18 protein-coding genes are annotated in these 24,605 nt (G+C 40.2%); 1 reads left to right on the forward strand and 17 read right to left on the reverse strand.

From position 1 onward, the window contains the following. Positions 1 to 25 precede the first annotated feature (25 nt). The 6 genes from ACEQ81_RS00270 to ACEQ81_RS00295 all read right to left on the reverse strand — a co-directional run bounded on the left by ACEQ81_RS00270 (position 26) and on the right by ACEQ81_RS00295 (position 9,387). Positions 26 to 1,390, reverse strand: a complete 1,365-nt coding sequence (locus tag ACEQ81_RS00270) for a TolC family protein (RefSeq protein ID WP_411028836.1) — start codon at positions 1,388 to 1,390, stop codon at positions 26 to 28. Beyond that, the gene (locus ACEQ81_RS00275) at positions 1,387 to 4,677 is read right to left on the reverse strand and encodes an efflux RND transporter permease subunit (protein WP_411028837.1); all 3,291 of its coding nucleotides are present in this window, start codon (positions 4,675 to 4,677) and stop codon (positions 1,387 to 1,389) included. The genes ACEQ81_RS00270 and ACEQ81_RS00275 overlap by 4 nt, the downstream gene beginning before the upstream one ends. Beyond that, a complete protein-coding gene (locus tag ACEQ81_RS00280; RefSeq protein ID WP_411028838.1) occupies positions 4,674 to 5,807 on the reverse strand; it encodes an efflux RND transporter periplasmic adaptor subunit in 1,134 nt (377 codons plus the stop codon). The genes ACEQ81_RS00275 and ACEQ81_RS00280 overlap by 4 nt, the downstream gene beginning before the upstream one ends. A 10-nt stretch (positions 5,808 to 5,817) precedes the next feature. Next, on the reverse strand, positions 5,818 to 6,282 hold the full coding sequence (locus tag ACEQ81_RS00285) for a MarR family winged helix-turn-helix transcriptional regulator (protein ID WP_411028839.1): 465 nt from the start codon (positions 6,280 to 6,282) through the stop codon (positions 5,818 to 5,820). A 126-nt stretch (positions 6,283 to 6,408) separates the two neighbouring features. Beyond that, positions 6,409 to 7,287, reverse strand: coding sequence for a hypothetical protein (locus tag ACEQ81_RS00290; RefSeq protein WP_411028840.1), 879 nt, complete (start codon positions 7,285 to 7,287; stop codon positions 6,409 to 6,411). Positions 7,288 to 7,476: 189 nt separating this feature from the next. Then, complete coding sequence (locus tag ACEQ81_RS00295; RefSeq protein ID WP_411028841.1) at positions 7,477 to 9,387, reverse strand: ABC-F family ATP-binding cassette domain-containing protein; 1,911 nt, start codon at positions 9,385 to 9,387, stop codon at positions 7,477 to 7,479. A 65-nt stretch (positions 9,388 to 9,452) separates the two neighbouring features. On the opposite strand from ACEQ81_RS00295, the gene ACEQ81_RS00300 reads away from it, so the two are divergent. Continuing rightward, positions 9,453 to 9,851, forward strand: a complete 399-nt coding sequence (locus ACEQ81_RS00300) for a DUF983 domain-containing protein (RefSeq protein WP_411028842.1) — start codon at positions 9,453 to 9,455, stop codon at positions 9,849 to 9,851. Positions 9,852 to 9,866: 15 nt separating this feature from the next. Here the strand turns inward: ACEQ81_RS00300 and ACEQ81_RS00305 are convergent, their stop codons facing one another. The 11 genes from ACEQ81_RS00305 to topA all read right to left on the reverse strand — a co-directional run bounded on the left by ACEQ81_RS00305 (position 9,867) and on the right by topA (position 24,502). Next, complete coding sequence (locus ACEQ81_RS00305; RefSeq protein WP_411028843.1) at positions 9,867 to 10,370, reverse strand: hypothetical protein; 504 nt, start codon at positions 10,368 to 10,370, stop codon at positions 9,867 to 9,869. 116 nt (positions 10,371 to 10,486) lie between these two features. Continuing rightward, entirely contained in the window at positions 10,487 to 11,191 is a 705-nt protein-coding gene (locus ACEQ81_RS00310) for a LytR/AlgR family response regulator transcription factor (RefSeq protein ID WP_411028844.1), read from the reverse strand. Further along, on the reverse strand, positions 11,184 to 12,251 hold the full coding sequence (locus ACEQ81_RS00315) for a sensor histidine kinase (protein WP_411028845.1): 1,068 nt from the start codon (positions 12,249 to 12,251) through the stop codon (positions 11,184 to 11,186). The genes ACEQ81_RS00310 and ACEQ81_RS00315 overlap by 8 nt, the downstream gene beginning before the upstream one ends. A gap of 89 nt (positions 12,252 to 12,340) precedes the next feature. Beyond that, positions 12,341 to 14,539 carry a DUF5916 domain-containing protein gene (locus ACEQ81_RS00320; protein ID WP_411028846.1) on the reverse strand — a complete coding sequence of 733 codons (2,199 nt, stop codon included), beginning with the start codon at positions 14,537 to 14,539 and terminating at the stop codon, positions 12,341 to 12,343. A 165-nt stretch (positions 14,540 to 14,704) separates the two neighbouring features. Then, positions 14,705 to 15,766 (reverse strand): NAD(P)/FAD-dependent oxidoreductase, encoded by a 1,062-nt coding sequence (locus tag ACEQ81_RS00325; protein ID WP_411028847.1) that lies wholly within the window; start codon positions 15,764 to 15,766, stop codon positions 14,705 to 14,707. A 129-nt stretch (positions 15,767 to 15,895) separates the two neighbouring features. Further along, positions 15,896 to 16,798 carry a gliding motility protein GldN gene (gldN, locus tag ACEQ81_RS00330; RefSeq protein WP_411028848.1) on the reverse strand — a complete coding sequence of 301 codons (903 nt, stop codon included), beginning with the start codon at positions 16,796 to 16,798 and terminating at the stop codon, positions 15,896 to 15,898. 101 nt (positions 16,799 to 16,899) lie between these two features. Next, positions 16,900 to 18,471 carry a gliding motility protein GldM gene (gldM, locus tag ACEQ81_RS00335; RefSeq protein ID WP_411028849.1) on the reverse strand — a complete coding sequence of 524 codons (1,572 nt, stop codon included), beginning with the start codon at positions 18,469 to 18,471 and terminating at the stop codon, positions 16,900 to 16,902. Positions 18,472 to 18,526: 55 nt separating this feature from the next. Continuing rightward, positions 18,527 to 19,174 carry a gliding motility protein GldL gene (gldL, locus tag ACEQ81_RS00340; protein WP_411028850.1) on the reverse strand — a complete coding sequence of 216 codons (648 nt, stop codon included), beginning with the start codon at positions 19,172 to 19,174 and terminating at the stop codon, positions 18,527 to 18,529. 82 nt (positions 19,175 to 19,256) lie between these two features. Beyond that, the gene (gene gldK, locus ACEQ81_RS00345) at positions 19,257 to 20,615 is read right to left on the reverse strand and encodes a gliding motility lipoprotein GldK (RefSeq protein ID WP_411028851.1); all 1,359 of its coding nucleotides are present in this window, start codon (positions 20,613 to 20,615) and stop codon (positions 19,257 to 19,259) included. A gap of 116 nt (positions 20,616 to 20,731) precedes the next feature. Beyond that, complete coding sequence (locus ACEQ81_RS00350; protein WP_411028852.1) at positions 20,732 to 21,889, reverse strand: formimidoylglutamase; 1,158 nt, start codon at positions 21,887 to 21,889, stop codon at positions 20,732 to 20,734. 123 nt (positions 21,890 to 22,012) lie between these two features. Then, complete coding sequence (topA, locus tag ACEQ81_RS00355) at positions 22,013 to 24,502, reverse strand: type I DNA topoisomerase (protein WP_411028853.1); 2,490 nt, start codon at positions 24,500 to 24,502, stop codon at positions 22,013 to 22,015. Between the last annotated feature and the right edge of the window lie 103 nt (positions 24,503 to 24,605).

A 24,605-nucleotide genomic window follows, 5' to 3' on the forward strand; every position in this document is an offset into this window, starting at 1 on the left:
CTCGCAAGGCAAAGGAACATGGGGGTTAAAAATCCACATTCAACAACTGTCCCGTAAGCTGTAACAATTGCAATTCGGCCAGTTTAGCATCATACTTGGCCAAATTTTTGTTGGTTTGAGCGTTTAAGAGGTTAATCTGTGCCTGCCTAAATTCTATTGAGGTAATTCTACCCAATTGAAATTGCTCTTTGGAACGTTCAAAATTGTTTTGATTGGTAATCACATTTTGTTCCTGGATCTCAAAAATATTCAACCTATTCTCGTAGATGGCCATAGCGTTTAAAATATCTCTATCTACTTCCAAAGCAACCTGTTCTTTTAACAGTTCTTGATTTTCGTAAGCAATTTTGGCATTCTTTACCCTTACCGTGGTTCCACCTCCATCGAACAGGTTCCAAGTTAGATTGGCTCCAAAAGACAAGCTATTGATGTTGGCATTGGTACCCGGAAAAATAGCTCCTGACAAAAAAGCAGAGGGTGCGTTCTGATTTCTATTCCAACCGTAGGACCCAGTAAGATTCAATGTAGGTAAGTAACCAGCTCTGTTTACTTTGATGTCATAAGAATTTATGGCCAAGTTCTTCTCGTTCTGTAGTAAGGCCACATTGTTGTTTTTAGCTTCAGCCATAAAGCTTTCCAACTGTAGTTTTGGTATAAATCGGACCACAGTATCAACTACATATATTTCATTTAGGTCTTGACTAAGCACTACGTTAAGATCGCGCTTGGCATTAACCAATTGTTGTTTGGTGTTTAAGAGGTTAATACTATCATTGGTAACATCGACCTGTGCATTTAGAATGTCCAATTTTGTATTCTGACCATACTCAAACGCGTATTCCGCCCTTTTAATCCGGTCTTTGGAGATTTCTAACGCCTGCTGGAATATTTTCTCGTTCTCTTCCAAACGGGCCACCTCAAAATATACGCTAAAGAGCTGTACAACGGTATTTTCTATAGTTTCCCTAGCCTGCAATTCGCTAAGCTGATATTGTTCTTGCAGGCGTTTGTAATTATAGAATCTTCCTAAGCCGTCGAACAGGGTATAGTTTAGATTGACCGCGGAACTATAACGTTGACTTTCTGCCTTATCCAATGTGATATCCGGCCTAGGGCTCCCGTCATCCAAAAGTTGTCCTGGAAATTCCGTTCTGGTATCATTGCGGTTGTAGGTGGCACCTGCTGTTCCGGTTACCGTAGGCAAGTAACCAGAGTTAAGAATACCCTGATTGTTATCTGCTATCAACACTTGGTTTTTAGCCACCTTAATCCCAAAGTTGCTTTCCAATGCCAGGTTTACAGCTTCCTCTTTGGAAAGTAATTTTTCTTGTGCCCTAAGTCCTGTAAATACTATAAAAAAAAGAATAATTGCCGTGCAGGTTGTTCTCATTTTTCGGTGTCCTCTAATGCTTTGGATATTTGTTTGTTTTGCGGATCTACTTTCTGGGACCCATTAAGGGTAAGCGTCATTTCACCCTGTAAATACGCCTCTTCTTTTTGTTCTTTTATGGCCCGTTCTACCTCTTCCTTAGAAATCTCATTCCCAGTGACCAACCATTTGGTATTTACTTTCACCTTATTGCTAAAACTTAAAAATATAGGTAACATCAGTAACGTAAGTACCGTGGCGAATCCTATGCCGTACGCAATGGAAATGGCCATTGGTTTTAGGAATTGGGCTTGTCTACTGGTTTCGAGCATTAAAGGTGCCAAACCGGCTATGGTAGTAATGGATGTTAGAAAAATTGCCCTGAAACGCGAGCGTCCTGCCTCGTACATCGCATCATCAAAATTCATTCCTTCGCGCAGGTTACTATTGAATTTTCCTGTGAGTACCAGCCCATCATTAACCATAATCCCTATCAAGGCTATAATACCCAGCATAGACAATATATTAATGGGGAAATCGTGGATCCAATGCCCCCATGCTACCGCAGTTAAACTAAATGGAACCAGTAATAAGAGCATTAATGGCTGACTAAAACTGCGAAAAGTAAAGGCGATAGTGATGAAAATTAAGCCCAGTACGCTTAGCCCAACAAATCTGAGCGACCTTATAAGTTTCCCTGCCTCTCTGTTCTGCCCTTCGTAGGAAGCACTTACCGTAGGGTATCGTGATTGGATATCGGGCATTATCTGCGTCCTTATCTCGGTCATTATATCCGTAGCACTCGTTGTCTTGTCATCCTTTAAATCAGCGGAAATCTGAATTTCGCGTTGACCGTCCAGGTGATTTACCGCCACATCTCCCCGTTCAATAGTATAGTCTGCAATTTCTTTTAGAGGTACTCTACTGCCATTGGGTGCAACAATACGCATTTCATCCAAGTCCGTAATAGAAGATCTGTTGGCACGATCGTACCTAACCCATACTTTTATTTCGTCTTGCCCCCTTTGAAAACGTTGGGCCTGTACGCCGAAAAATCCGGCTCGTACTTGGTTCATTACGGTTCTCAGATCTAATCCAAGCAGATAGGCATTTTCTTTTAAATCTAACCTAATTTCCTTAATACCGGCGGGGTCATTGTCCGCCACATCCTTAAGGGCAGCATTGTTGAGCATCGCTGCTTTTAATTCGTTTTTGGCCGCTTTCAGCTCCCCAATATTATACCCTAGTAATGAAACGGATACCGGATCACCACCGAAGTTACCGCCAGATCCAAAAATAAGGCTCTCTACTCCTATTACAGGGCCCACAACATCGCGCAGTCTATTGGTTACCATACCCGAAGTTATGGCATTGGGCCGTTCTTCCCCAGGGAGTAAATTTATGGTCAGCGTAGCTGCCGAAGATCCGGGACCCACTCTTTTAATGACATTCTTAAAAAGCTCTTTCTCCGATCCCTGAAAATATTTCTCTGTAAATTCACCATTTACGATCTTGGATTTCTCCTCTATCATGCTGATGATGGAATCTGTTACAGCTTCGTTGGTACCATTGGGCATCAGTAGCTCTACCTGTACTCTATCACTGGCGATCCTGGGGAAAAATGAGGTTCGGATAATGCCTCCTCCTATAGACCCGAAAGTCAGTACAAGTGCTACCACAAAAAAGGAAAACGTGAGTAATTTATAGCGTAGGGCGAACCGTAAGGTTGGACCGTACATATTATCTCGCAGCCAAGACATGGTATCGTCCCCTATTTTGTTTATTATCCTTAGCTTGGAGAACATTTTGCCAAGCCCCTTCTTGGGTTTATCATCTTGTGGCTGTAGGGCCTTGGAATGGGCCAAATGCGCAGGCAAAATAATTAGGGCCTCTACCAAGGATACCACAAGGGTAAGCACTACGATTACAGAAACTTCGGCAAAGAAATCGCCTATTCTACCGTCTAGGAACAGAAATATTGAGAAGGCCAAAATAGTAGTAATTATAGCTGATACTATCGGGGGAATCACTTCCATAGTACCGTCGATCGCTGCTTGTATGGGCGTTTTTCCCTTCTCATAATGCTGATATATGTTTTCGGCAATTACAATACCGTCATCCACCAAAATTCCAATTACGATGATCATCCCAAAAAGGGATAGCACATTAATGGTTACGTCGAAAAATCCGGCAAACACAAACATTCCCAAAAAGGCAACGGGCAATCCAAAAGCTACCCAAAAAGCCAAGCGCGTATTTAAAAAGAGCGATAAGAATATCAATACCAGAATCATCCCTATAATCGCATTTTCGGTAAGCAGTTCTGTACGTTGTGTAAGCGTAGTGGACTGATCGCTGACCACATTTAACCGAACGTTGTTGTGCTTTTGGTTAAAAACCCCGATATAGTCGCGCACTTTTTCGGCAGAGGATATAAGATCTTCTGTATTGGTACTGGTAATTGTGGTATTCACAGAAAGCTGACCATCAAAATAGGATGCATTTGGAGTCTCTGAGAAGCGGTCCCGAATTTGGGCAACATCTTTTAAACGAATGGTTTGGCCAGAGGGGTCTGCCCTAACAATTAAATTAGATAGTTCATCGCCATAGTATGATCTGTTGTTGGCCCTAATAAGGTATTCTTCCGCACTGGTCTTTATATTACCTCCGGTAACCAAAATATTGGCATTGCTCACCGCTTGTGATACTTCGGCAAAAGACAAGCCATAGGCCAAAAGATTGTTCTCGTTGACTGCAATCTCTATTTCCTCATCAGGATATCCTGTTACTGTTATCTGTGATATTCCGGGAATGGCCCTGATATCATTTTCTATTTGCCTTCCAATCTGTTTTAACGTGGCCAGATCAATATCTTCCCCACTGATTGCAAAATTTATGGTTTGCCTAATGGACTCGCGCTTGGAAACAACCAAAGGTTCCATACCGGTAGGGAAAGAGGGCACACGATCTACGGCATTCTTAACCTGCAAGAGCATAAAGTCTATGTCTCTTCCCTTCTCTATCTCCACATCTATGGTACCGCTGTTCTCCCTAGAGGTAGAGGTTACCCTGTCTACCCCTTCCAAGCCTTTTAGGTTATCTTCTATTTTAAGGACAATACCTTCTTCTACCTCTTGGGGTGAAGCACCTGGGTACGTAATGTTAATAGCGATGTTCTTGGAATCGACCAAAGGGAAAAAAGAGGATTTTAATGACAAGGCCCCAACAATACCAAATATGAAAAATGCAATGATAATTACATTTACAGCTACATGATACTTAATAAAATAGGCAATGACGCTTCTCATAGTTTAGCTGTATTTGAAACTTCTTCCTCATAAATTTTCACTAACATTCCTGCATAGGCACCAACCACGGGTTTTGTAACAATGGTTAGCCCATCCGGGATGTCTTTCAACACCACTTTTTTATCGGAAAAATGTACGGGTCTCACATCAATTAGGTCTAGAATTGTATCTCGTACCACAAATACCCTGTTGTTCTCTAGCAAGAGCCCTCGGTCTATTTCAATAGCATCGGTTTCTTCTTTTGCATTTAAATTGGCCTCTAAATACATCCCTTCTTTTAAGCTTTTATCACTCACTTCAATAAATGCCCTTATCGTCTGTGATGCCTGATCAACACGGCCGTTAATCCTTGCCACCTTGCCTTTGTAGGTCTTGGTTCGTTCTAAATTCACCAAGCTTACCGTCTCGCCCAGTTTTAATAGATCGCTATAGGTTTTGCTAATGGCTACTTCTAGCTCGTATACATCGGTATTGATAAATTCTCCCAGTTTTTGTCCGGATCTTACCAAACTGCCCTCTGTTACCAAAGCATCGGTTAACACCCCGTTGAAGGGGGCAACGATCCGATATTTTGAAAGACGCTGTTCCAAATTCTTAACATTGTAATAATTGGTGAGTATGCCCCGACCCGAAATAAAGTACTTCTCTTTTTCCGAAGGCATTTCGGGTAATGGTGGTGTACTCTTATTGATATCGAAACCAGAAAGATACGTCTGCCATTTAGGGAACACGTCTGGGTAGTCTAACCGTAGATCGGGCATTATGGAGGTAATGAGATTGTACAGATTGCTTTTGGCAGATTGCACGCTGGCATAATATTCAGAAGCATCTATACTTATAATGGTTTCTCCTGCCCTATACGTTTCACCCGTCTTAAAAAGTTTGCTACCTTTTCTAAAAACACCCTGTACTTCGGAAAAGAGTTCTACCCTACGCTTTGCAACAAGGTTTCCATTGGCCGGAACTATAATGGGAACTGTACCGTTCTGTACGGTTTTGGCAAAAACGATTTTAACCACCTTTTCAATCTTGGGTGCTGGTTTTGTTTTGCTGTCGGCAATCTTCTTTGCAAGAAACACCGCCGCTATGATCAACACAATGCCTAATATGGATAGTACTAATTTTCTCATATATCGCAGGTTATAGGAATGCCTTTTTTGATGTTAGGTTAAACTGTATCTTCTGAAGTGTGGCAATCATTTGATTTGATTCTTCTTTTGTAATATTCTGCTCCATTATGGACATAAGTTTTTTTATTATGGGTCTGGTCCTTTTAAATACCTCGCGCCCGCAGTCGCTTAAATACACATGATTGATGCGTTTGTCCGTTTCACTTTGTTCTCTCCTTATATATCCTTTACGTTCCATTTTGGAGAGCAGGCGGGCCAGGGAGGATTTATCCCTTAGGGTTAGGAATGCCAGTTCATTCTGGTTCATTCCATTTTTATGGTGTAGTTTTTTAAGGACAACCATTTGCTCCTTACTTAGGTCTAAGCCTTCACCGAGAAATGCTTCTTGTAGATGATAATCCACCACTTTTGCGGTCTTACCCAACCAAGGTGCTATAGAATTGTCAAAATCAATAATGGGGTACTTCGGTTCCATAGCGCGAAGCTACTTAAAAAGGGATTAGTTGCGCGTGCAACTAATGTTAAATATTTACTAAATACAGCAACCAAAAAGGGACGCAAAATGCATCCCTTTTAACCAAACTAACTAAACTATAACTAACTACTCATCATCAACATCTTCAAATTTTGTGTCCGCCATACGTGTTTTACTAAAATTGATGTCTTTAAAATCAACCTTTACATCTTCTTTGTCATAATCAAAAACCAAAAATTCCTTAGATTCCATCAACTGCAGGTTTTTATAAGAATCAAACTTGTTGTTCTGTATTTGCAATATCTGTAAGCTTGCCAATTGTCCAAATTCAGCAGGTATTTCTCCACCCAATTGATTATTGGCCAATACCAGTTCCCGTAATCGATCTAGCTTACCCAATTCGGCTGGGATAGAACCGTACAACCCATTCTCAAAAAGTCCAAGGCTTTCCAATTTAGAGAGGTCGCCTATAGAACGTGGAATACGCCCCATGAAATTATTGCTGGAAAGATTTAACTCCTTTAAGCTTGCAATTTCACCAATACTTTCCGGAATTCTTCCTTCCAAAAAATTATTGAACACCGTAAGTTTTTCCAAGCTCTGCATGGCACCTATATTGCTAGGAAGTTCTCCCTTTAATCTATTCATCTCCAATCTAAGTTCCTTCAATTGCGTAAGCAATACCAGATCACTAGGAATCTCTCCGGTAAGGCTATTGAATGCCAAGTTAAGCGAAGTAAGATGTTCCAATTTGCTAAAACCTACAGGAATAGGGCCCATCAGATTATTTCTGAAAAGATTGATCCCCACAATGTGGTTATTCTCAACCTTCACCCCATACCATTTGTCTACCGATGCCTTGAGATCCCACTTTTTTACCCAATGGGCTCCGTTGGTACTATTATAAAGCTCTAGCAATACCTTCTTTTCTTTACTTGGAACCTTAGCGAAGGCCATATTGCAAATGGCCAGGCATAAAATCGAAATAAAAAATAGCTTTTTCATAAGTTATGGTTTATACCACAATAAGATTTGGATGTGTTCTTTATCCAATACTAAAGAATTACCCTACAAATTTATATAGAATAACTGATAAACTACCAAGATTCTCGATGAAGTGTCCGTTTTTGTTGTGAAACCATGATATTTTGTGGTTTAGCAAGTCAAAAATATCCGGAATTGCCCTGTATAAGGCTATTTTTCCAAGTCTGAAGTAATCTTTTCCCAGCGCTCCATCAACGTTTCCAAGTCTTTCTTTTTCTGTTGATAGCTATCAAAAAAGTTGGGTTTGGCAATAGTCTGATCGTAGTTCATAAGCAGATCATGATCTATCTGTGCAATATCTTTTTCCAAGGCCGTAATCTTACTTTCAACAGCACTAAGTTTATTTTTTAGTGATTTTACCTTCTTTTGCGCTACGTAATCTATTTCTTTACTAGAGGTGTCCTTCTCAACTTTGCGGCTGATCTGTTGTTGTTTTTCAATTGCCCTAAAATCTTCCACTTTTCGTTGGCCCAAATAGTAGTCTATGTCCCCAAGGTATTCTTTTATGCGACGGTCTTTAAACTCATACACCTTATTGGTGAGTCCTTGTAAAAAATCCCTATCATGGGAAACCAAGATCAGTGTACCCTCAAAGCGCTGCAAGGCTTGTTTCAAAACATTTTTGGACTTAATATCCAAGTGGTTGGTAGGTTCGTCCATTACCAGGACATTAAAGGGCTGTAAGAGCATTTTGGCAAGGGCCAGCCTATTACGTTCGCCCCCTGACAGTACTTTTACAAATTTGTCCACATCATCTCCCCTAAAAAGAAAAGAGCCTAAAATATCGCGTACCTTGCTTCTATTTTTCTCATTGGCGGCGTCGATCATAGTATCCAAAATCGTTTTATTTCCATCCAGATACTCTGCCTGATTTTGAGCAAAATAACCTATCTCAACATTGTGTCCCAATTTCACAAATCCTTCACAGTCCAATTCGCCTACTATAATTTTGGCCAGAGTAGATTTTCCCTGCCCGTTTTGCCCTACAAATGCAGTTTTACTATCGCGTTCTATGAGTAGGTCTATGTCTTGCAGTACGTGGTTACTTCCATAGCTTTTAGACAACCCTTCTATTTCCGTAACTACTTTTCCCGGTGTTATGGATATGGGGAACCTAAGGTTCATTACGCTGTTATCGTCTTCGTCTACTTCTATACGCTCTATTTTGTCCAACTTTTTAATAAGCGATTGGGCCATAGAGGCCTTGGTAGATTTTGCCCTAAATTTCTCAATTAACCGTTCTGCTTGTTGTATTTCCTTTTCCTGGTTTTTTTGGGCATTCAACTGCTGTTCCTTCATTTCGGCTCGCAGTTTAAGGTACTTTGAGTAGGGTTTTCTATAATCGTAAATCCTTCCTAGTGAAATCTCTATGGTTCTGTTGGTAACATTATCCAAAAACATCTTATCGTGTGATACTATAACCACGGCACCAGTATAATTTTTGAGAAATTGCTCTAACCAAATGATAGATTCTATATCCAAATGGTTGGTAGGCTCATCCAACAGCAATACCCCATTGTTCTGCAGTAAAAGTTTGGCCAATTCTATACGCATGCGCCACCCGCCAGAAAAAGTATCTGTTTTTTGGTTAAAATCTTGACGTTTGAAACCGAGTCCCTGAAGTATTTTCTCCGATTCTCCCTGATAGTTGTAACCCCCAAGAATTTCGTACCTATGGGTAAGATCATTAAGATCTACGATCAGCTGACTATAGCTATCACTCTCATAGTCGGTCCGAGTGGTCAGTTGTTGGTTGATATCCTCCAACTGCGATTCCAACTGTTTTATTTCTGCAAAGGCTTGATGTGCCTCTTCCATAACCGTTCTTCCTTGCTCAAAATCAATATCTTGTCTAAGGAAACCAATTTTTACTTCTTTTTCCATCGCAATGGTCCCAGAATCGAATTCCATTTCCTTCGACAACAGTTTTAACAAGGTTGACTTGCCCGCTCCATTTTTACCAATAAGTCCAACACGGTCACCCGAGTTTAGGCGAAATGAAATTTCCTCAAACAGATATTCTCCGCCGAAAGCTACCGAAAGATTGTGGATATTAAGCATAATTTGTGACCTATGTTACAATGAAAAACAGCGCAAAACCATAATTTTGCATAAACATTTTGCAAATGTTAAAAAAAGGAAACAAACTGTACAGTATTTTAACAGGAACTTGTCCCAAATGTCAAATGGAAAGCATGTACAGGGATAAAAACCCATACCATTTGAGCAATATTTTCAAAATGCACGAAAGATGCTCTCATTGTAACACAAAATACAAGATAGAGCCATCCTTCTTTTACGGCTCCATGTATGTAAGTTATCCAGTAGGTATCATCTTTGCTTCGGCAGCGTTTGTGATCGCATTTTTGGTCATCGGAGCCTCCTTGGTACATACTTTCATCGCCATTGTTGTTACCATGGTTTTTTCTTTGCCCATTATCATTAGGCTATCTCGGAATATTTGGATCAACTTTTTCTTTAAGTACGATCCCGCAGCATCCAAAGAGGGGATAACTACAAGATAGGCCTTTATGCCGCTATTATATTTCTTTGAACCGATTCTTTAATATGGTTTGGGTTAGCCCTTTTTCTAACAAATAGGCATGTAGATCTTTGGCATTATCACCTCCTTTTTTGGTATGGTGAAGCAAGGTGAGCCCATGGGGACCAACAGCATTAAGCAATTGTGGATAAGCTTCTATTAGATTTATTACCAAGGTTGTTTTTCCCAAAAAGCTAAGGGCAAAAATATCTAGGGCACAACCTTTGCTCATCAAATAGGATACAACCTCATGCAACCCCATATGGGCAGCGGCACCCATGGCAGTCTCAAAATCGCCGTTTCCCCAGTCCCACGAGGCATTTAAAAGCGTTGGCGTTTTTTCCAACATGGTTTTCACTACACTAAAATCGGAATGGGCGATTCGTACAAATTCTTGTACCATTTCCGGATCAAGTCCTTTTAAAATGGCTACTGGCGAGTTGCCCAATAATTGATAGGTGGGAAATAAGAATATGGAGGACATGCCAACCGTGTTTTTCATGAAGGCTCTTCTAGAGTTTTTCATTATTTCAGTAATTAGGGTTTCTCCAATTTACTCCGCAAATAGAGGAAACATGGGTTATGTGGGATAAAATGATCTTATTTAGGTACGAACGCTTAGCCGATGAGTTGTTTCACCGTCTCGCGATACGACTTAGACGATGGGATGCTTTTGGAGTTAGACATGGTAAAGAGATAATCTCCATGACAAATGTGCTTCATTTTGAGAATTTGCAACTCATTGATTATGTACTTCCTATGTATTCTAGAAAACTGATGGTCCAATTCGGTTTGAATGGCAGTAAGGGAAGTTCTCTTTTTTACCACTTTGTCTTTTAAGCAAATTAGAACGTAGTTTAGGGCAGATTTTATATAAATGATTTCTGCCAATGGTATGCGGTGTACTTCCTTTCCATCCTTGGCCAGCACATATTTATTCTCTGGTATTTGCACTTTACCCAAATGTTTGAGCATTCGCTTCACCAACTTGGCAAACCTAACATCATCAAAAGGTTTCAGTAAATAATCCAAGGCCTCCTGCTCAAAAGCTTTGATGGCATATTGGCCGTGGGCGGTAATAAAAACCAAAATATGATAGTCCGCCGGAGTTAGGATCTTTAAGATTTCGAAACCGTTCAATACGGGCATCTCTATGTCCAAAAGCACTACATCGGGCTTATAGGACTTAATGGCCTTTAACGTTTCCATACCGTTGGAGGTTTGCGCCACCACCCTAAAGTTTGGATACTTTTTCAACTGAGCCACTATCCTTTCCCTGGTAAGTGCCTCATCATCCGCCACCAATACCGTATAGCTAGTCATCTCTTAGTTTTTTAGGAATGGTAATCTGTACACTGGCACCCGGATGAAGGTCTTTAATAGTTAAATCAAAATCTTTGTTATAAAAATAACCCAATCTGTTTTTTAGGTTGTTAAGCCCAGTACCCAATATCGTATTTTTAGCGTCCATATTGAAACCTGGCCCGTCATCCAAAACGGCCAAAACCAAGGTTTTTTCGGTAGCCTTAATTTCTATTCTTATCTTCATTGGTCTTCCTGTCTTTGCAAATCCATGTTTGATAGAATTTTCTACCAAAGGTTGTAACAACAAAGCCGGGATGAGGACCAAACTTAATCCGTCTTCAACTTGTAACGAATATTTAATCTTATTACCGAATCTAAGTTTTTGAAAGTTGAGATACTTTTGGGTAATATCGATCTCCTTTTCCAACTCTGTAAAGTCATTGTTCAGTTGATTGATTGAAAACCTTAGAATATCACTTAGATTGGTAACTGCTTTATCGGCCAGTTTTTCATCCTTATAGATTAAATTGGAAATGGTCTGCATACTATTAAATAGAAAGTGCGGTTGCAATTGATATTTAAGGTTCTGTATTCTGGACTGCACCAAATTTTCTTCTAGTTTTGCCTTCAACTCAGAGACTTTCCTATTTCTTAAGTAAAGCATATACCCTGTGAGCAATCCGACTAAAATAACGTAAGTGATAAACCCTTCTACCAAAACCTCTCCAAAATAGTTAGACAGGTATTGCGGAAAGTTCATATGGTCTCCCCAAAGGCCCAATATATTCTGTGTTTCGTAATCCAACCTTAAAAAAAGATACCCCTGTATTGGCAAGAGGACCATTGCAACCAATAAATGAAAGGATACTATGGTATACCATTGCCATGACGAGGCAAACAAAATATTGGTGATTAGTAAAATCAGCGGGGTAAGCAATATCCACAGTACGGAGGAGTTAAAATTAAATAAAAAAAGATGGCTCCAATGGACCTCTTTACCTACCGACAAAAGGTAAATACTATATTTAAAACTAAGCAATAGTGCAATTAATATCCAAATAAGTGTTATTACCATCATAAACCTGGACCATTTTAACCCTCCCAGTAAATTATGATTTTCTTTAGGACCCATCCTTAGGTAGATTTTAATTTGCCGTTCATTTTGTTTTAGAACTGTTTAAGATAAGTAATCTTGGTAATAAACTGCCGGTTATTTATTACTGGTTCTAGGCTGTTTATCTGGGAGTCATTAAAAACCAAATAAATAAAAGACAATGGGGAATATTCCCAGCCAAGGCGTACATTCCATCTGCCCTGATCATCAAAAGAATTGAACTGATAAAATGTGGAGAGCTGTGCTCTTGGGTTTAGGGCCAATCTTAGGCTTGCCGTATACAAATCGGTCTCCAAGTCTTGGGAATTGATTCCTATGCTGTTTAGATTGTTATGTTCATAATCACCCGTTAATGCTATATGGGGAATGGGGGCATACCTAATTCCGGCCGTATAGGTATTTCTTTGCCCATCGTAGAACTTTCCAAAATCGGCTCCTATGGAGGCAGACCATTTTTTAGAGCGATCCGTTCGATATCTAAAGCGATATCGATTATAGAAATATCTTCCCTGCTCTATCTGCAGTCCAAGAGGTGCAAAATTAAAATTAATATTCTGCCACGTAGGCGTGGTGGAAAGTTCGATAAAGCTGTTGTCTTTAAACCATGTAAATACTGGAAAGATGTAAAGGCTGGCCTGTTGAAATTCCAGAGTCCCGGTGGCATCGTGATTGTAGTTTACGAACACTCCCGGATCCCATTGTCTTATCCAATCTGCCTTTTTGGGGCGCCAGATATAAAATCCGCCGGGATTATGACTTACAATATTATTTTGGCGAACAAATCCTATTCTGGGGTTATACTTCTCATCAATAAACTCCGTAAGCCATTCAAAACTAAACTTATTACTATTGTTGTTCACTGCAAGTCTTGCGGCATAACCGGTATCTCCGGTTACCTCATCCGTGGCCACAGAAGCCAAATAACTGATGCCCCATTCACTTTTAGGGCGTACCAAACCATCTATGGTTATTGTAGTGTTATTACTGTTTTCCAGGCCTAGAGCATTACTTTTTTCATCCAATCTATGGGTTAGCATAACACCAACATTATTTTCTTTGCCATAATTCTGTTGATATCGGAATACGGAGAAATTAGCAGCCTGGGCATTATCTGCTTCGCGTTGATGCACGTACAACCCAGCTATGGCCCTCTTTTCATTCCGTTCAGTGTATCTGGCACCTACATCTATCGGTGCAGGTGTAGCATTAAATTCGCCTTGTAATCCTATCCTCCTACTAAAAAAAGGAGTTATTGATGAGTTATTGGCACCCGCCCAAATCCCAGAATTTTCTAAGAAGAACTGTCTTTGTTCCGGAAAAAAAATATTAAAGCGCTCCAAGTTGTTTACCGCTCTGTCCACATCTGCCTGGGCAAAATCAGTGTTCACAGTTAAATCAACAACTGCTTTTGGGGTAATTGCCCATTTAACATCTACACCCATTTTTAAATCATTGGACGAATCTAAAGTGCCATTGCCACTTTTGCTTTCGTCATATTGATAAAGTGCATAGGGTTCTACCCGTATGTTCGCTGCTGGCGGTGGGAGTTCTATGCCTATTAACTTTGCCGCATAGGTCATTCTATAGGGTGTAAACGACTGTGGTATAGCCGGAAAAGTAGTTTCCTCAATATCTCGTCGAGCGTAGCGAACAAGGGTCATCCCCCAACTTATAGCCTTTCCCTTTTCCGGCAAATCATACCGCAAGGACTTAAATGGGATGGCAAATTCCGCATAATATCCTGTTGCTGTTTTATGCGTACGTACACGCCATAGGGTGTTCCATCCTATATCAAAGGAATCGCCATTGAAATTTTGAAAATCGCGCTGGTTGCCATACGGTGTGGTTTGAAACCCTACTGCGTATTGTTTCAGGTTCTGTGGATCCAATGCGATACCGATGATATCATTTTCCCCCCATGTAAAATCGCGTCTAAGGTCTTGGACCCTAATACCCTTTATCCCTATAGAATCACTACAGAACGCCCCTACATATAAATTTTTGTTATCGTATAGAAAACGTACTTCGGTCTTGTACTTATAATCCCCACCCTGTCTTGGTTCCCTTCTAAAAAAATCATCAGTGATTACTGCATTTTCCCAATCGGCTTCATTCAGTTTACCATCAATTTTAATAGTTCTGATAGCCCGGCCAACCAATACTTCCGCAGCTGTCTGTGGCGGGGCAAAAGTTTCTTGTCCGTAAACCGTCATCACGGTTATCAAAAAAAAGGGTAAAACGAAAATTCTCATAGAGCATACTTAGTTTAAGAATGGTATTTCTTTGCTGGTAAAACTAAGTGCCCTTCCGGCGCTAAAGTAAAAAACGCATATGGAAGCATCCTATTTGGGGATGAAAATTGGTGGGGCGCATTTTCTAGGCAAAAAAGGAGTTATAACACTGTTATGGGCCGAAGATTATTTATGAGGTAAAAAGTGCTTATTTGTAAAACGTGCAATATCCATTTCCGGATCTAGTTGCGCTCCTTGTTCTATGAAGTGGTATAGTTGTTTGGCGGCATAGGGAGCAATCATTACCCCTCTAGAGCCCAATCCGTTAAGGACATACAAATTTTGGTGTTCTGGATGCCTTCCTACCAAAGGTCTTCTGTCGCTTACCGTTGGGCGTATACCGGCCACATGGCTTACAACTTCATAATCCACTTTTAAAAAAGATGCTAACTTCTCCAAAAGCTCTGATTTGGCGTCTTCCGTGGGAATATTTGTCTTGTCTTTCCATTTGTAGGTTGCGCCGACACTGTAAAGATCATTCCCAAGAGGTATGATGAACACCCCGGATTTAATAATATTACTTTCCCTTAGGTTGGGTATTTTAACGGTCAATAATTCGCCTTTTGTTCCATTCAATGGTAAATAGTTGAAATATGGATCTTTTCCCAGACCAAATCCCATCGCAAAAACCAAATGTTTGGCTTTTAGCGACTTGTAACGTATTGCATTTCCCTTCATTTGTAGTGCCTCAAAATCAAAAGCTTCTTCTTGCAAAACGTTCTTACTTCTTAAATAATTGGCATACTCAAAAATCAGTTTTTTGGTGTTCACACGACCTGTTTGCAATACTTCGCCATAGCCATGCGGTGCATCGATTGCAGCATTTATGTTTTGCACAATTTTGGTAGATAGGTAGGGTCCTAGTTGTGGTCTGTCAGCAGCTTCGAACCAAAGATTTTGTTCTTCAACGGAGGCAAACCTTCTGTAGACCGGTATTCTAGAATCCAAGGTTACCGATAGTTTTTTTTCTAAGTCGGCATAGAACGGAAAGGCCATGGTCAGTTGTTCTTTTGCCTTCCAAGCCAATGTAAACCGTTTTAAGATCACCGGGTTATACAACCCCCCGGCCACTTGGGAAGCCTTCTGGGAGTCATTGTTTATTACGGTGAAGGTCTTTTGGTTTTTTTCCAGAACCTCGCAGAAAGAAATGCCCGCCAATCCCAACCCAACGATTAAATAATCTTGCATGGGTTAAAGGTATATAATCTTTAAAAAATCCGTGGTATGGGTACTGACTTTTGGGAATAAAAAGAGAGGTTGCCTTTCGACAACCTCTCTTTCATTTTATGAATTGAATTGGAATATTATTCTACAGACCTAATACGCCCACATATCTTGTTCCCTATCTCGGATAGTTTCTTTAATACGTTTGGCCTCGAGTAATTGGAAAAGGGCGTTATCTGCCACATAATCCTTAACCCGACGGTCACCGTGAATGTTATCTTCCTTGTAAATAGTAGCGTTGAACCGTCTTGCATTCAAGAGCATATCAAAGGAAATGGGTTGGGCAGAATTGCGCTGGTTAAAAACTTTGGCATCGTGTAATATCTGCCTAGCTCCCGGAAACCATACCCAGAAAAGGGCAACTTTGGCTTCATCCGCATCCATATTGTCGTTATCAATGAAGTTAACGTCTGGCGCAACTGGGGCAATACCCAATAAACGGTACTTAAGCTCTCCTTGACGTTTGTCAAAATACCACATTCCTTTTATGAGGTATTCTTCCAAGTCGGCCGCGGTAAGTTCTCTCTGGTTAATATATTCAGGAGAAATTTCCTCACCGGCATTGTACTGTTCGTAGCCGTAATCTGTGGTATCTGTCTTCTTCAAGGTGGCTTCTAGATCACTAAATTCTCTCTTCTCAGTGAAATAAGAGTCCACATATACATCTTTAAGTTTTCCATTTTTGATATTCTTCAATAGAACATCATAAAGAGACCGTCTGTCGGCACCAATATCTACGGTATCTATTGGATAATACAATGGAAAATTAACACGCTCGTCCAGGTCAATAACCTCCCATATGGTCTTGGACCAAAGGATATCCCTATCGTCTACGTAACCATATTCTAATGGAGCATCATTATCCAGTGCTTTCTGCGCTTCTGTTTTTTTTCCAATTTCCTCGGGCCTTTTGGCATTCAAAATATTTGCCTGGGCCATCATGGAAATGGGTAACAGTGTTACAGCTCCTATTAATAAAACATTCTTCCAATTCATTTGTTAAAATTTATTTTAATACGTCAAATGTAATTCGCCATTAAGAATCATTTGGTTACAAACTATCCGTCATGGCGAATTTCATAAATTTAGTTTACTTACTAGTTTGTAATCTCAACAATTACAGGAGATACTTTCTTTAATTTATATGTCCTGTTGTTGGTAATATAAGCTTCTATGTCAAAAATCTGTAGGGCATCTCCACGTCTTGCTCTTTTTAAGGCAGACTTGGCCCTACTATCTAGTTTTCCTCCTCTAACGTTAACTGTAGGCTGTCCTGGCACTTTAAATTTAAAGCCGCTAACTGCTAGGTTAAGGTCAAAATCAAAATCTTCCAATAGCGCACCAACAGTGGCAATTTCCAAGTTTCTTCTTGGCATTTTAGCACTTCCTGTTTCTCCTCTAATAGATCCTGCAGGTCTAGGGATATCTTTGATCCTAAATTCTGCTGGGGTAGAGATACGTTGTCCATCTGGTAACACACCAGAAGCTACAATCTTTATAGTTCTACCTTTTCCTGGATTCATGATATACTTACTACCACTTCTCTTGGTAAGACCAGGAGCGGAAGCAGTTACTTTATTATCAGGGATGCCTGGTATAGAAATTGTCATTGGGTTGGCAACTCCACGATAAACCACGTTCATTTTATCAGCAGCAATAACGGCTGCATTTGGTTTATTGATCGTAGAGAATACGTTGTTTACGTCTACTGGGATTTCTTCCCCGTCTTGCATGTAAAACAACTTACCTTTCAATTCATGGTCACCAGCACTACCAGCGCTGATCAACATTTTTACACCACCAGATTCAAGGGCATAATCTCTGTCTTGCGTCAATTTTCTACCGTCAAGAGTCAACTCAGCACGTACTGGCTTTGAGGACTTATCGGTTTTACCTAGAACAATGCTTCCATCGAACTTCTCACCTGCATAGAATACAGATTTCTTCTGATCTAATAAGGTTTGGAAGTTAGAAAGTGATATTTCACCTGTAAGCTGATCTTCCAACATGGCTTTAAGCGCATCTTGTTCGGTAGACTTAACGTCGGCCTGGATCTGTGTGATCTTGGTAAGCGAGGCAACTAAAGGAAACCCTTCGAAATGGTAGTTTAACCAATCTAATCTGTTTCCGTCTCGGTTGGTAACCTTACCGTCCTTATCGCCGGTTTCAAACCTAGCGTTGGCCGAGGTTCTTACCTCTTTAAATTGCTCATCGGAAAGGATTGTTGCAACCTGAGTACGGTAGTCATTGATCCTTTTCATGAATTCCTTACCTTCTTTACTTAGGTTATCTCCTTGGAAAAATCGTTGATCCAAGAAATCGGTTTTGTCCATGACCTCATATTCCGTTGGGTCTTCCAAACCTTCCTTCATCTTCTTCTTAAGACCTTCCAAGTATGAATAATACTCTTGTGATAAGTCTTTTATCTTGGTAGCTTTTTCGTAGAGCTTACTATATTTCTCTGCGTTTTCAGACGCTTTGGTTTCCAAGCCGCCTAAGAACGCTAGATTGTTCTGATCGGCCTTTATATTAGAAGCTTCTAACTTTTCGTTCAAAAGACCGAAAGCGGATAGAACTTCTTTACTCATATTTAACGCCAGCATAGCGATGAAGATCAAATACATTAAGTTGATCATCTTCTGACGTGGTGATAGCTTTCCTCCTGCCATGTTTTCTAATTAGATTTAATTGTTACTTTGATTTGGGTTTGGTCCACTAATCTAATTAGTTTCTGTTCATTGCAGTTAACATACCACCGTAAACTCCATTCAAGGAAGAAAGGTTAGTAGCTAAGGATTCCATCTGATCTTTAAGAGCACCGGCATTCTGAACAACTTCCTCGTTGATAGAAGCTTGTCTGCTTGCGCTTTCTAATTGTACCTTATAAAGACTGTTCAAAGATTCCATCTGAGAAGCTGCTTGTGATAACTCTTCTGAGTATTTCTTGGTATGTTCAATGGCATCGGCTGTAGGAGCGATTCCTTTGGCAGCACCTTCAAAATTTCTAATGCTGTTACCTAAGCTATCGAATAATTGGGCATCTATATTGGCTTCTTTTAGTAATTCATCCAACTTTCTTGAAAGGATACCTTCGGCTTCCTTAGCTTCGGCAGCTGCATTTTTACCATTGGATTGTCCACCACTCAATTCTGGATATACTAAAGACCAATCATATTCATCATCTACTGGTTCAAATGCACTGATCGCAAAAATAAGTGCTTCTGTAATAAGACCAACTGCTAGTAAAAGTCCACCTGTAAGTGGTCCAAACTCCCAGTGAAGAATTTTAAACAATGCACCTATAATTACTACGGATGCACCAAGGCCATAGGCCATGTTGAATAGTTTTTTTGTTGATTTTGACTGTGCCATAATTCTAAATTTAATTTAAAGTTTAATGTTAATAATAAGTATTTGGTTTTCGTTTAAATAAGGTTTGCGTAACTACTTTTTTTTATTGTGTTGAATCTTCTTCTCCCATGTAATCTTGTACCGTTCTAAAACCGATATAGCTACGGGCAGAATCTTTATATTCATAATCCCTGGTACTTACTTGTAAGAAATAAGCAACGTCTTTCCAAGATCCTCCGCGAATTACCCTACGGGCATTTTGGTTGCTATCGCTCCCATTGGGATTCATTGTGGAAACATAGTCATAAGCACTTGGATCGTAGGTAGAATTTGTCCATTCCGATACGTTTCCTGCCATATTATATAAGTTGTAATCATTGGGTTCATAGGACTTGGCTTCTACGGTATACAAGGCCGCATCTGCTGCATAATCGCCACGTTGTGGTTTAAAGTTTGCCATAAAGCAACCAGTGTCACTTATTACATAAGGACCACCCCAAGGATAGCTACCTCCTTCAATACCACCTCGGGCGGCATATTCCCATTCTGCTTCCGTAGGTAACCTAAATTGATTTACAAATTGTTTACCTCTGTCTTTCTGATCATCGTTCTTAAACTTGGTCCTCCAGTTACAGAAAGCTTTTGCTTGTTGCCAAGAGACACCCACTACAGGATATTCGCTATAGGCATCGTGCCAAAAATAATCGTTGTGCATTGGTTCGTTATAGGAGTATTCAAAATCCCTGATCCAAACCGTGGTATCTGGGTAAATCTCCAATTGCTCCTGACGGATAAAATCTTTTCTTCTGCCCGATCTAGATCTTGCAGCTGCTTCAATATCCATCCAACTGTAAGAATATTTTAATTGGGTAACGTCTATAGTTCGTTGGCCGTTGTACGATTCCTCTTCTGGGATGTACAAAGAATCCATAACCTCGGCATAGTACTCATCCGGATAATCCGATGTGTCCCAAATTAATTCTTCGTCTTTGTTAAGCGCCCTACCCTCGTAGCCGGTCTCTCCCATGCCAGAATAATTATCCAACATGTACTTATCATAAACCGAGGCTTTGGTAGTATCGGCATCTTTAAAAGCATACTCTCCAATTCCTTCATCTTCTGGACCTAGTCCTAACTCGTCTGCAAGGATGGCCAATTTGGTTCTGGTAATAGAATCTTTTACCCACTCTACAAACTGACGATATTCGCTGTTTGTAATTTCGGTATCGTCCATATAAAAAGAACGCACCGTTACTGTCTTGGTAGGAGCGTTCAAAACCTGTGCCATATCCTCTTCACTTTTACCCATGATAAAAGATCCACGTGGGATTAATTCCATTCCATATGGTTTCTCGGGATACCACTTTTTGCCTTTGGCCCCGACTAGTTCTCCTTTTGTTTTGGACCCACAACTTGTGAGTAAAAAAACAAATGCTATAGATAATAACAATAGCTTCTTCATACTTATAGGTTAATTTCGATTAAGATCATAAATTGCAAACACAATTATTACTTTCTAAAACTACTTTTTAAGCAATTTATTGTATAAAACTATTTATGCGTTAAAAATATTTTTGATCATGTAAAGCCTTTCTTATAGGCCTTAAACCACCTTTCTGGAATATTCTGATTACATGCGTCCAAATAATCCCCTTCGGTGCATGGTAATAACGCAGGTGAATTGGTTTTAGTATGTGAAGTTAAAATAGAGGGTACTTCTACCCACCATCTATCTGTAAGATCGCTTTTGTAAAAGATAAGTTCCTCGTCTTCAGTAGGAACCATGAACTTTACAAAACCCTTATTTTGCTCTTGTGGGGATTCGTCCACCCGGAAGTTGAAACCTTCTATAAAATACCAGATAATCTGGGCCATAAGTTGGAAGGATTGCACGGTATTTTCACTTTCGTAAATGCCAAAAACCGATACATTATCACTTATTCCTGCATATCTGGATATGGCACAAATTTCCCTTCCGTTAAAGCCGTTGGGGGAAAAATTATCGGACATGCCTACCTCCCCGGCCCTAATGGCCCGGGCATCGACACTTACGATATGGGCACTTCTAAGAATGGGTTCTACCGAAGAAATATCCGAAACGATCTCGCCCAACCGATAGGCATCAAAAAAAAGACGCTCCATCAAATCCACCTCCTCTTGGGCATTGAAATAACTTTGATATCCAATATTGGAAAAATTAAAAAGGTTATTGGGCTTGTCCGTAATAATTTTGCTCATATAGGAACTGGACGAAATTAGTTCTTCATCCGCGCCAAAATCGAACCTGCTATCCACGGCAACCAGGTTTATCATATCCTTTATACCATCAAAGGCCCTATAACTTGGGTAGGTAATATCTTGTGTTGCACCAATGATAACGGGTACAATATTCTCTTCCAAAAGACCTGCAACAATTTCCTTTACAACAAAATAGGTGTCCTCTACCGTTTCTCCTTCTTCAATATCGCCCATATCCACAATAGTGGAATTCCAATTTCCCAACAATAGTTTGTACAGTTGTATTCTAATCTGGGAAATATCCAAGCGCTCTTTTTTCTTTTCAAAAGCGTTGCGAGACTCGTTTACTCCCATAATTGCAATGGAAGCATTTGCAAGTACGGGCAATCCTTTTCTAGCAGAGTGTTTGTGTATGTTCTTTCCGAGTGACTGGGGCGGAAGCAGTTCGCAATGGGCCAATACTTTATCCGCTACAGGAACTAAAAAGTCAAATGCCATTTTTGGGACCTTTACAAGGTTTGTCAGTTATTTTTGTGCTGTCCTTTTGCACATTATTATGTAAAAATAACTTTTCCAAACTTCCTAAAACAACATTCTTAAAAAAAATACTGTGATGGCCGATTATTTTTTGGCCTTGGGTTTTGCTTTTGCCTTTTTCTTTGGTGTTTTCTTTGCAATAAGTTCTTTTGCATTTTCTAGCGACACCTTGGTAGCATCCACATCTTTTGATAGTTCAACCTTGATTTTCCCCTTAATTATGGTATGCCTACCCCATCTGGCCTTCTCTATGCGTATGCCTTCTTCTGGCCAATCCTGAACAAGTTTGTCGATCTCTTTCTGTTTTTTCGTCTCGATCAATTCAACAATATCATCTTGGGAAAGATTGTCAAAATCGTATTTTTTGTTCACGTTGATGAATATGCCGTTCCATTTAATGAAAGGTCCAAACCTACCTACGCCTTTGCTAACATCCTTACCCTCATAATTACTGATGGGGGCATCTGCCCGTTGTTTCTCCTTAATAAGTTCTATGGCCCTATCCAAATCTATATCCATGGCGCTGTCTCCTTTACCCATGGAGACAAACTTTTTACCAAATCTTACATAGGGTCCAAAACGTCCTACATTGGCCTCTATTTCTTCGCCCTCATAAACACCTAGTTTTCGGGGAAGTTTAAAAAGATCCATAGCCTCCTCAAAAGTGATGGTGTTTAAAGACTGATCGGGTAACAGGCTTGCAAAGAGCGGTTTTTCCTCTTCTTCTACTGTACCCACTTGTACCATGGGGCCAAATCTTCCCAAACGCACCGCTACCTGTCTGCCTGTTTTGGGATCGCTTCCAAGTACACGTTCGCCACTGGCCCTAACGGCATTCTCTTCCACATCTACAACTGTAGGATGAAATTCTTTATAGAAGTCCTTCATCATTTTTTGCCAGTCCTCATCGCCAGCAGCAATTTCATCAAAATCTCCCTCTACTTTGGCCGTAAAATTATAATCGAGAATGTTGGCAAAATGACTCACCAAAAAGTCGTTTACAATCATACCTATATCTGTAGGTACAAGTTTTCCTTTGTCGGAACCTACCATTTCCGTTAAATTCTTTTCAGATACTTCGTTGGATTGTAGTAGCAGTTGCACATATTTTCTTTGCGACCCTTCTACCGTTCCTTTTTCTATATACCCCCTATTCTGTATCGTGGAGATGGTAGGGGCATATGTAGATGGTCTTCCTATACCGAGCTCTTCCAATTTCTTTACCAAGGATGCTTCCGTATATCTATAAGGTGGTCTTGAGAAACGTTCTGTGGCGGTAATAAAGTTATTATGGAGTGTATCGTTCATTTTCATGGCCGGAAGTCTTCCTTCCTCCTCTTCCACAGAATCTTCCTCATCCTTACCTTCCATGTATACTTTAAGGAAACCATCAAATTTTATAACTTCTCCATTGGCACTAAACGCTTCGCCATGGGTGTTCGCTTTTATCTTTACGTTGGTACGTTCCAATTCGGCATCACTCATTTGTGAGGCCAGCGTACGTTTCCATATTAATTCATACAATTTGGACTGGTCGCGTTCCAAGGATGGTGACTGCCTTTTCATATCGGTAGGACGTACCGCCTCATGGGCCTCCTGTGCCCCCTTGGCCTTTCCTTTAAAATTTCTGACTTTACTATAGGAGTCCCCATAATTTTCAATTATAGCTTCTTTTGCCGCATTTAAGGCCTCCGGAGATAGGTTAACACTATCGGTCCTCATATAGGTAATCAATCCGGCCTCATATAACCGTTGGGCAACTTGCATGGTTCTGCCCACTGAAAAATAAAGTTTTCTTGAAGCTTCTTGCTGTAGCGTAGAAGTTGTGAACGGTGCGGCGGGAGATTTTTTGGCCGGTTTTTTATCCAGGGCCGCAACGGAAAAATTGGCTCCGATATTCTTCTTCAGGAACTCTTCGGCCTCATGCTTCTGCGAAAATGTTTTATTCAATTTTGCCGAGAAAACTGCGCCATTGGCGGTCTTAAACTGTGCAACCACCCTATAGGATGCTTCGGGTTTAAAAACGTCAATATCGCGTTCTCTTTCTACTATTAACCGCACTGCTACGGATTGTACCCTACCTGCAGACAATCCGGGTTTTATCTTTTTCCATAGTACAGGAGACAGCTCATAGCCCACCAGCCTATCCAATACCCTTCTTGCTTGTTGTGCATTTACAAGATTGTAATTGATATCCCTAGGGTTTTCAATGGCGTGTTGAACTGCAGATTTAGTAATTGAATTAAATACGATGCGCTTGGTCTTGTCCTTATCCAATTTTAACTCTTCCACCAAATGCCAAGAAATAGCCTCCCCTTCTCTATCCTCATCACTTGCCAGCCATATAGTTTCTGCCTTGGCGGCCAAATCCCTCAGTTTTTTAACAAGAGCTTTTTTCTCTTTATCAACAATATATTTTGGCTTAAAATCATTCTCTACGTCTACGCCCAATTCTTTGGAAGGAAGGTCTGCTATGTGCCCAAAACTGGACTCTACCTTGTAATCCTTACCTAAAAATTTCTCTATCGTTTTTGCTTTTGCAGGAGACTCTACAATTACTAAATTCTTTGCCATCAATGAATTCTTTAAGGTCACAAAAGTATGTCAATTTTTTTATTTAACATTTTATGATTGTGTTATCAATAAAAAAAACGCCCGTGTATAGCGGACGTTTTAA

The organism is Spongiimicrobium sp. 3-5 (assembly GCF_046557915.1).
Taxonomy (GTDB): domain Bacteria; phylum Bacteroidota; class Bacteroidia; order Flavobacteriales; family Flavobacteriaceae; genus JBHEBG01.

Excerpts from the sequence above, each read along its gene's own strand:
- ACEQ81_RS00350 (WP_411028852.1), bottom strand. The coding sequence starts at position 21,889 with ATGGCATTTGACTTTTTAGTTCCTGTAGCGGATAAAGTATTGGCCCAT.
- ACEQ81_RS00310 (WP_411028844.1), bottom strand. The coding sequence starts at position 11,191 with ATGACTAGCTATACGGTATTGGTGGCGGATGATGAGGCACTTACCAGG.
- ACEQ81_RS00290 (WP_411028840.1), bottom strand. The coding sequence starts at position 7,287 with ATGAAAAAGCTATTTTTTATTTCGATTTTATGCCTGGCCATTTGCAAT.
- ACEQ81_RS00320 (WP_411028846.1), bottom strand. The coding sequence starts at position 14,539 with ATGAGAATTTTCGTTTTACCCTTTTTTTTGATAACCGTGATGACGGTT.
- ACEQ81_RS00280 (WP_411028838.1), bottom strand. The coding sequence starts at position 5,807 with ATGAGAAAATTAGTACTATCCATATTAGGCATTGTGTTGATCATAGCG.
- ACEQ81_RS00305 (WP_411028843.1), bottom strand. The coding sequence starts at position 10,370 with ATGAAAAACACGGTTGGCATGTCCTCCATATTCTTATTTCCCACCTAT.
- gldL (WP_411028850.1), bottom strand. The coding sequence starts at position 19,174 with ATGGCACAGTCAAAATCAACAAAAAAACTATTCAACATGGCCTATGGC.
- ACEQ81_RS00285 (WP_411028839.1), bottom strand. The coding sequence starts at position 6,282 with ATGGAACCGAAGTACCCCATTATTGATTTTGACAATTCTATAGCACCT.
- ACEQ81_RS00270 (WP_411028836.1), bottom strand. The coding sequence starts at position 1,390 with ATGAGAACAACCTGCACGGCAATTATTCTTTTTTTTATAGTATTTACA.
- gldK (WP_411028851.1), bottom strand. The coding sequence starts at position 20,615 with ATGAAGAAGCTATTGTTATTATCTATAGCATTTGTTTTTTTACTCACA.
- ACEQ81_RS00325 (WP_411028847.1), bottom strand. The coding sequence starts at position 15,766 with ATGCAAGATTATTTAATCGTTGGGTTGGGATTGGCGGGCATTTCTTTC.
- ACEQ81_RS00295 (WP_411028841.1), bottom strand. The coding sequence starts at position 9,387 with ATGCTTAATATCCACAATCTTTCGGTAGCTTTCGGCGGAGAATATCTG.
- topA (WP_411028853.1), bottom strand. The coding sequence starts at position 24,502 with ATGGCAAAGAATTTAGTAATTGTAGAGTCTCCTGCAAAAGCAAAAACG.
- ACEQ81_RS00315 (WP_411028845.1), bottom strand. The coding sequence starts at position 12,251 with ATGATGGTAATAACACTTATTTGGATATTAATTGCACTATTGCTTAGT.
- ACEQ81_RS00300 (WP_411028842.1), top strand. The coding sequence starts at position 9,453 with ATGTTAAAAAAAGGAAACAAACTGTACAGTATTTTAACAGGAACTTGT.
- gldN (WP_411028848.1), bottom strand. The coding sequence starts at position 16,798 with ATGAATTGGAAGAATGTTTTATTAATAGGAGCTGTAACACTGTTACCC.
- gldM (WP_411028849.1), bottom strand. The coding sequence starts at position 18,471 with ATGGCAGGAGGAAAGCTATCACCACGTCAGAAGATGATCAACTTAATG.
- ACEQ81_RS00275 (WP_411028837.1), bottom strand. The coding sequence starts at position 4,677 with ATGAGAAGCGTCATTGCCTATTTTATTAAGTATCATGTAGCTGTAAAT.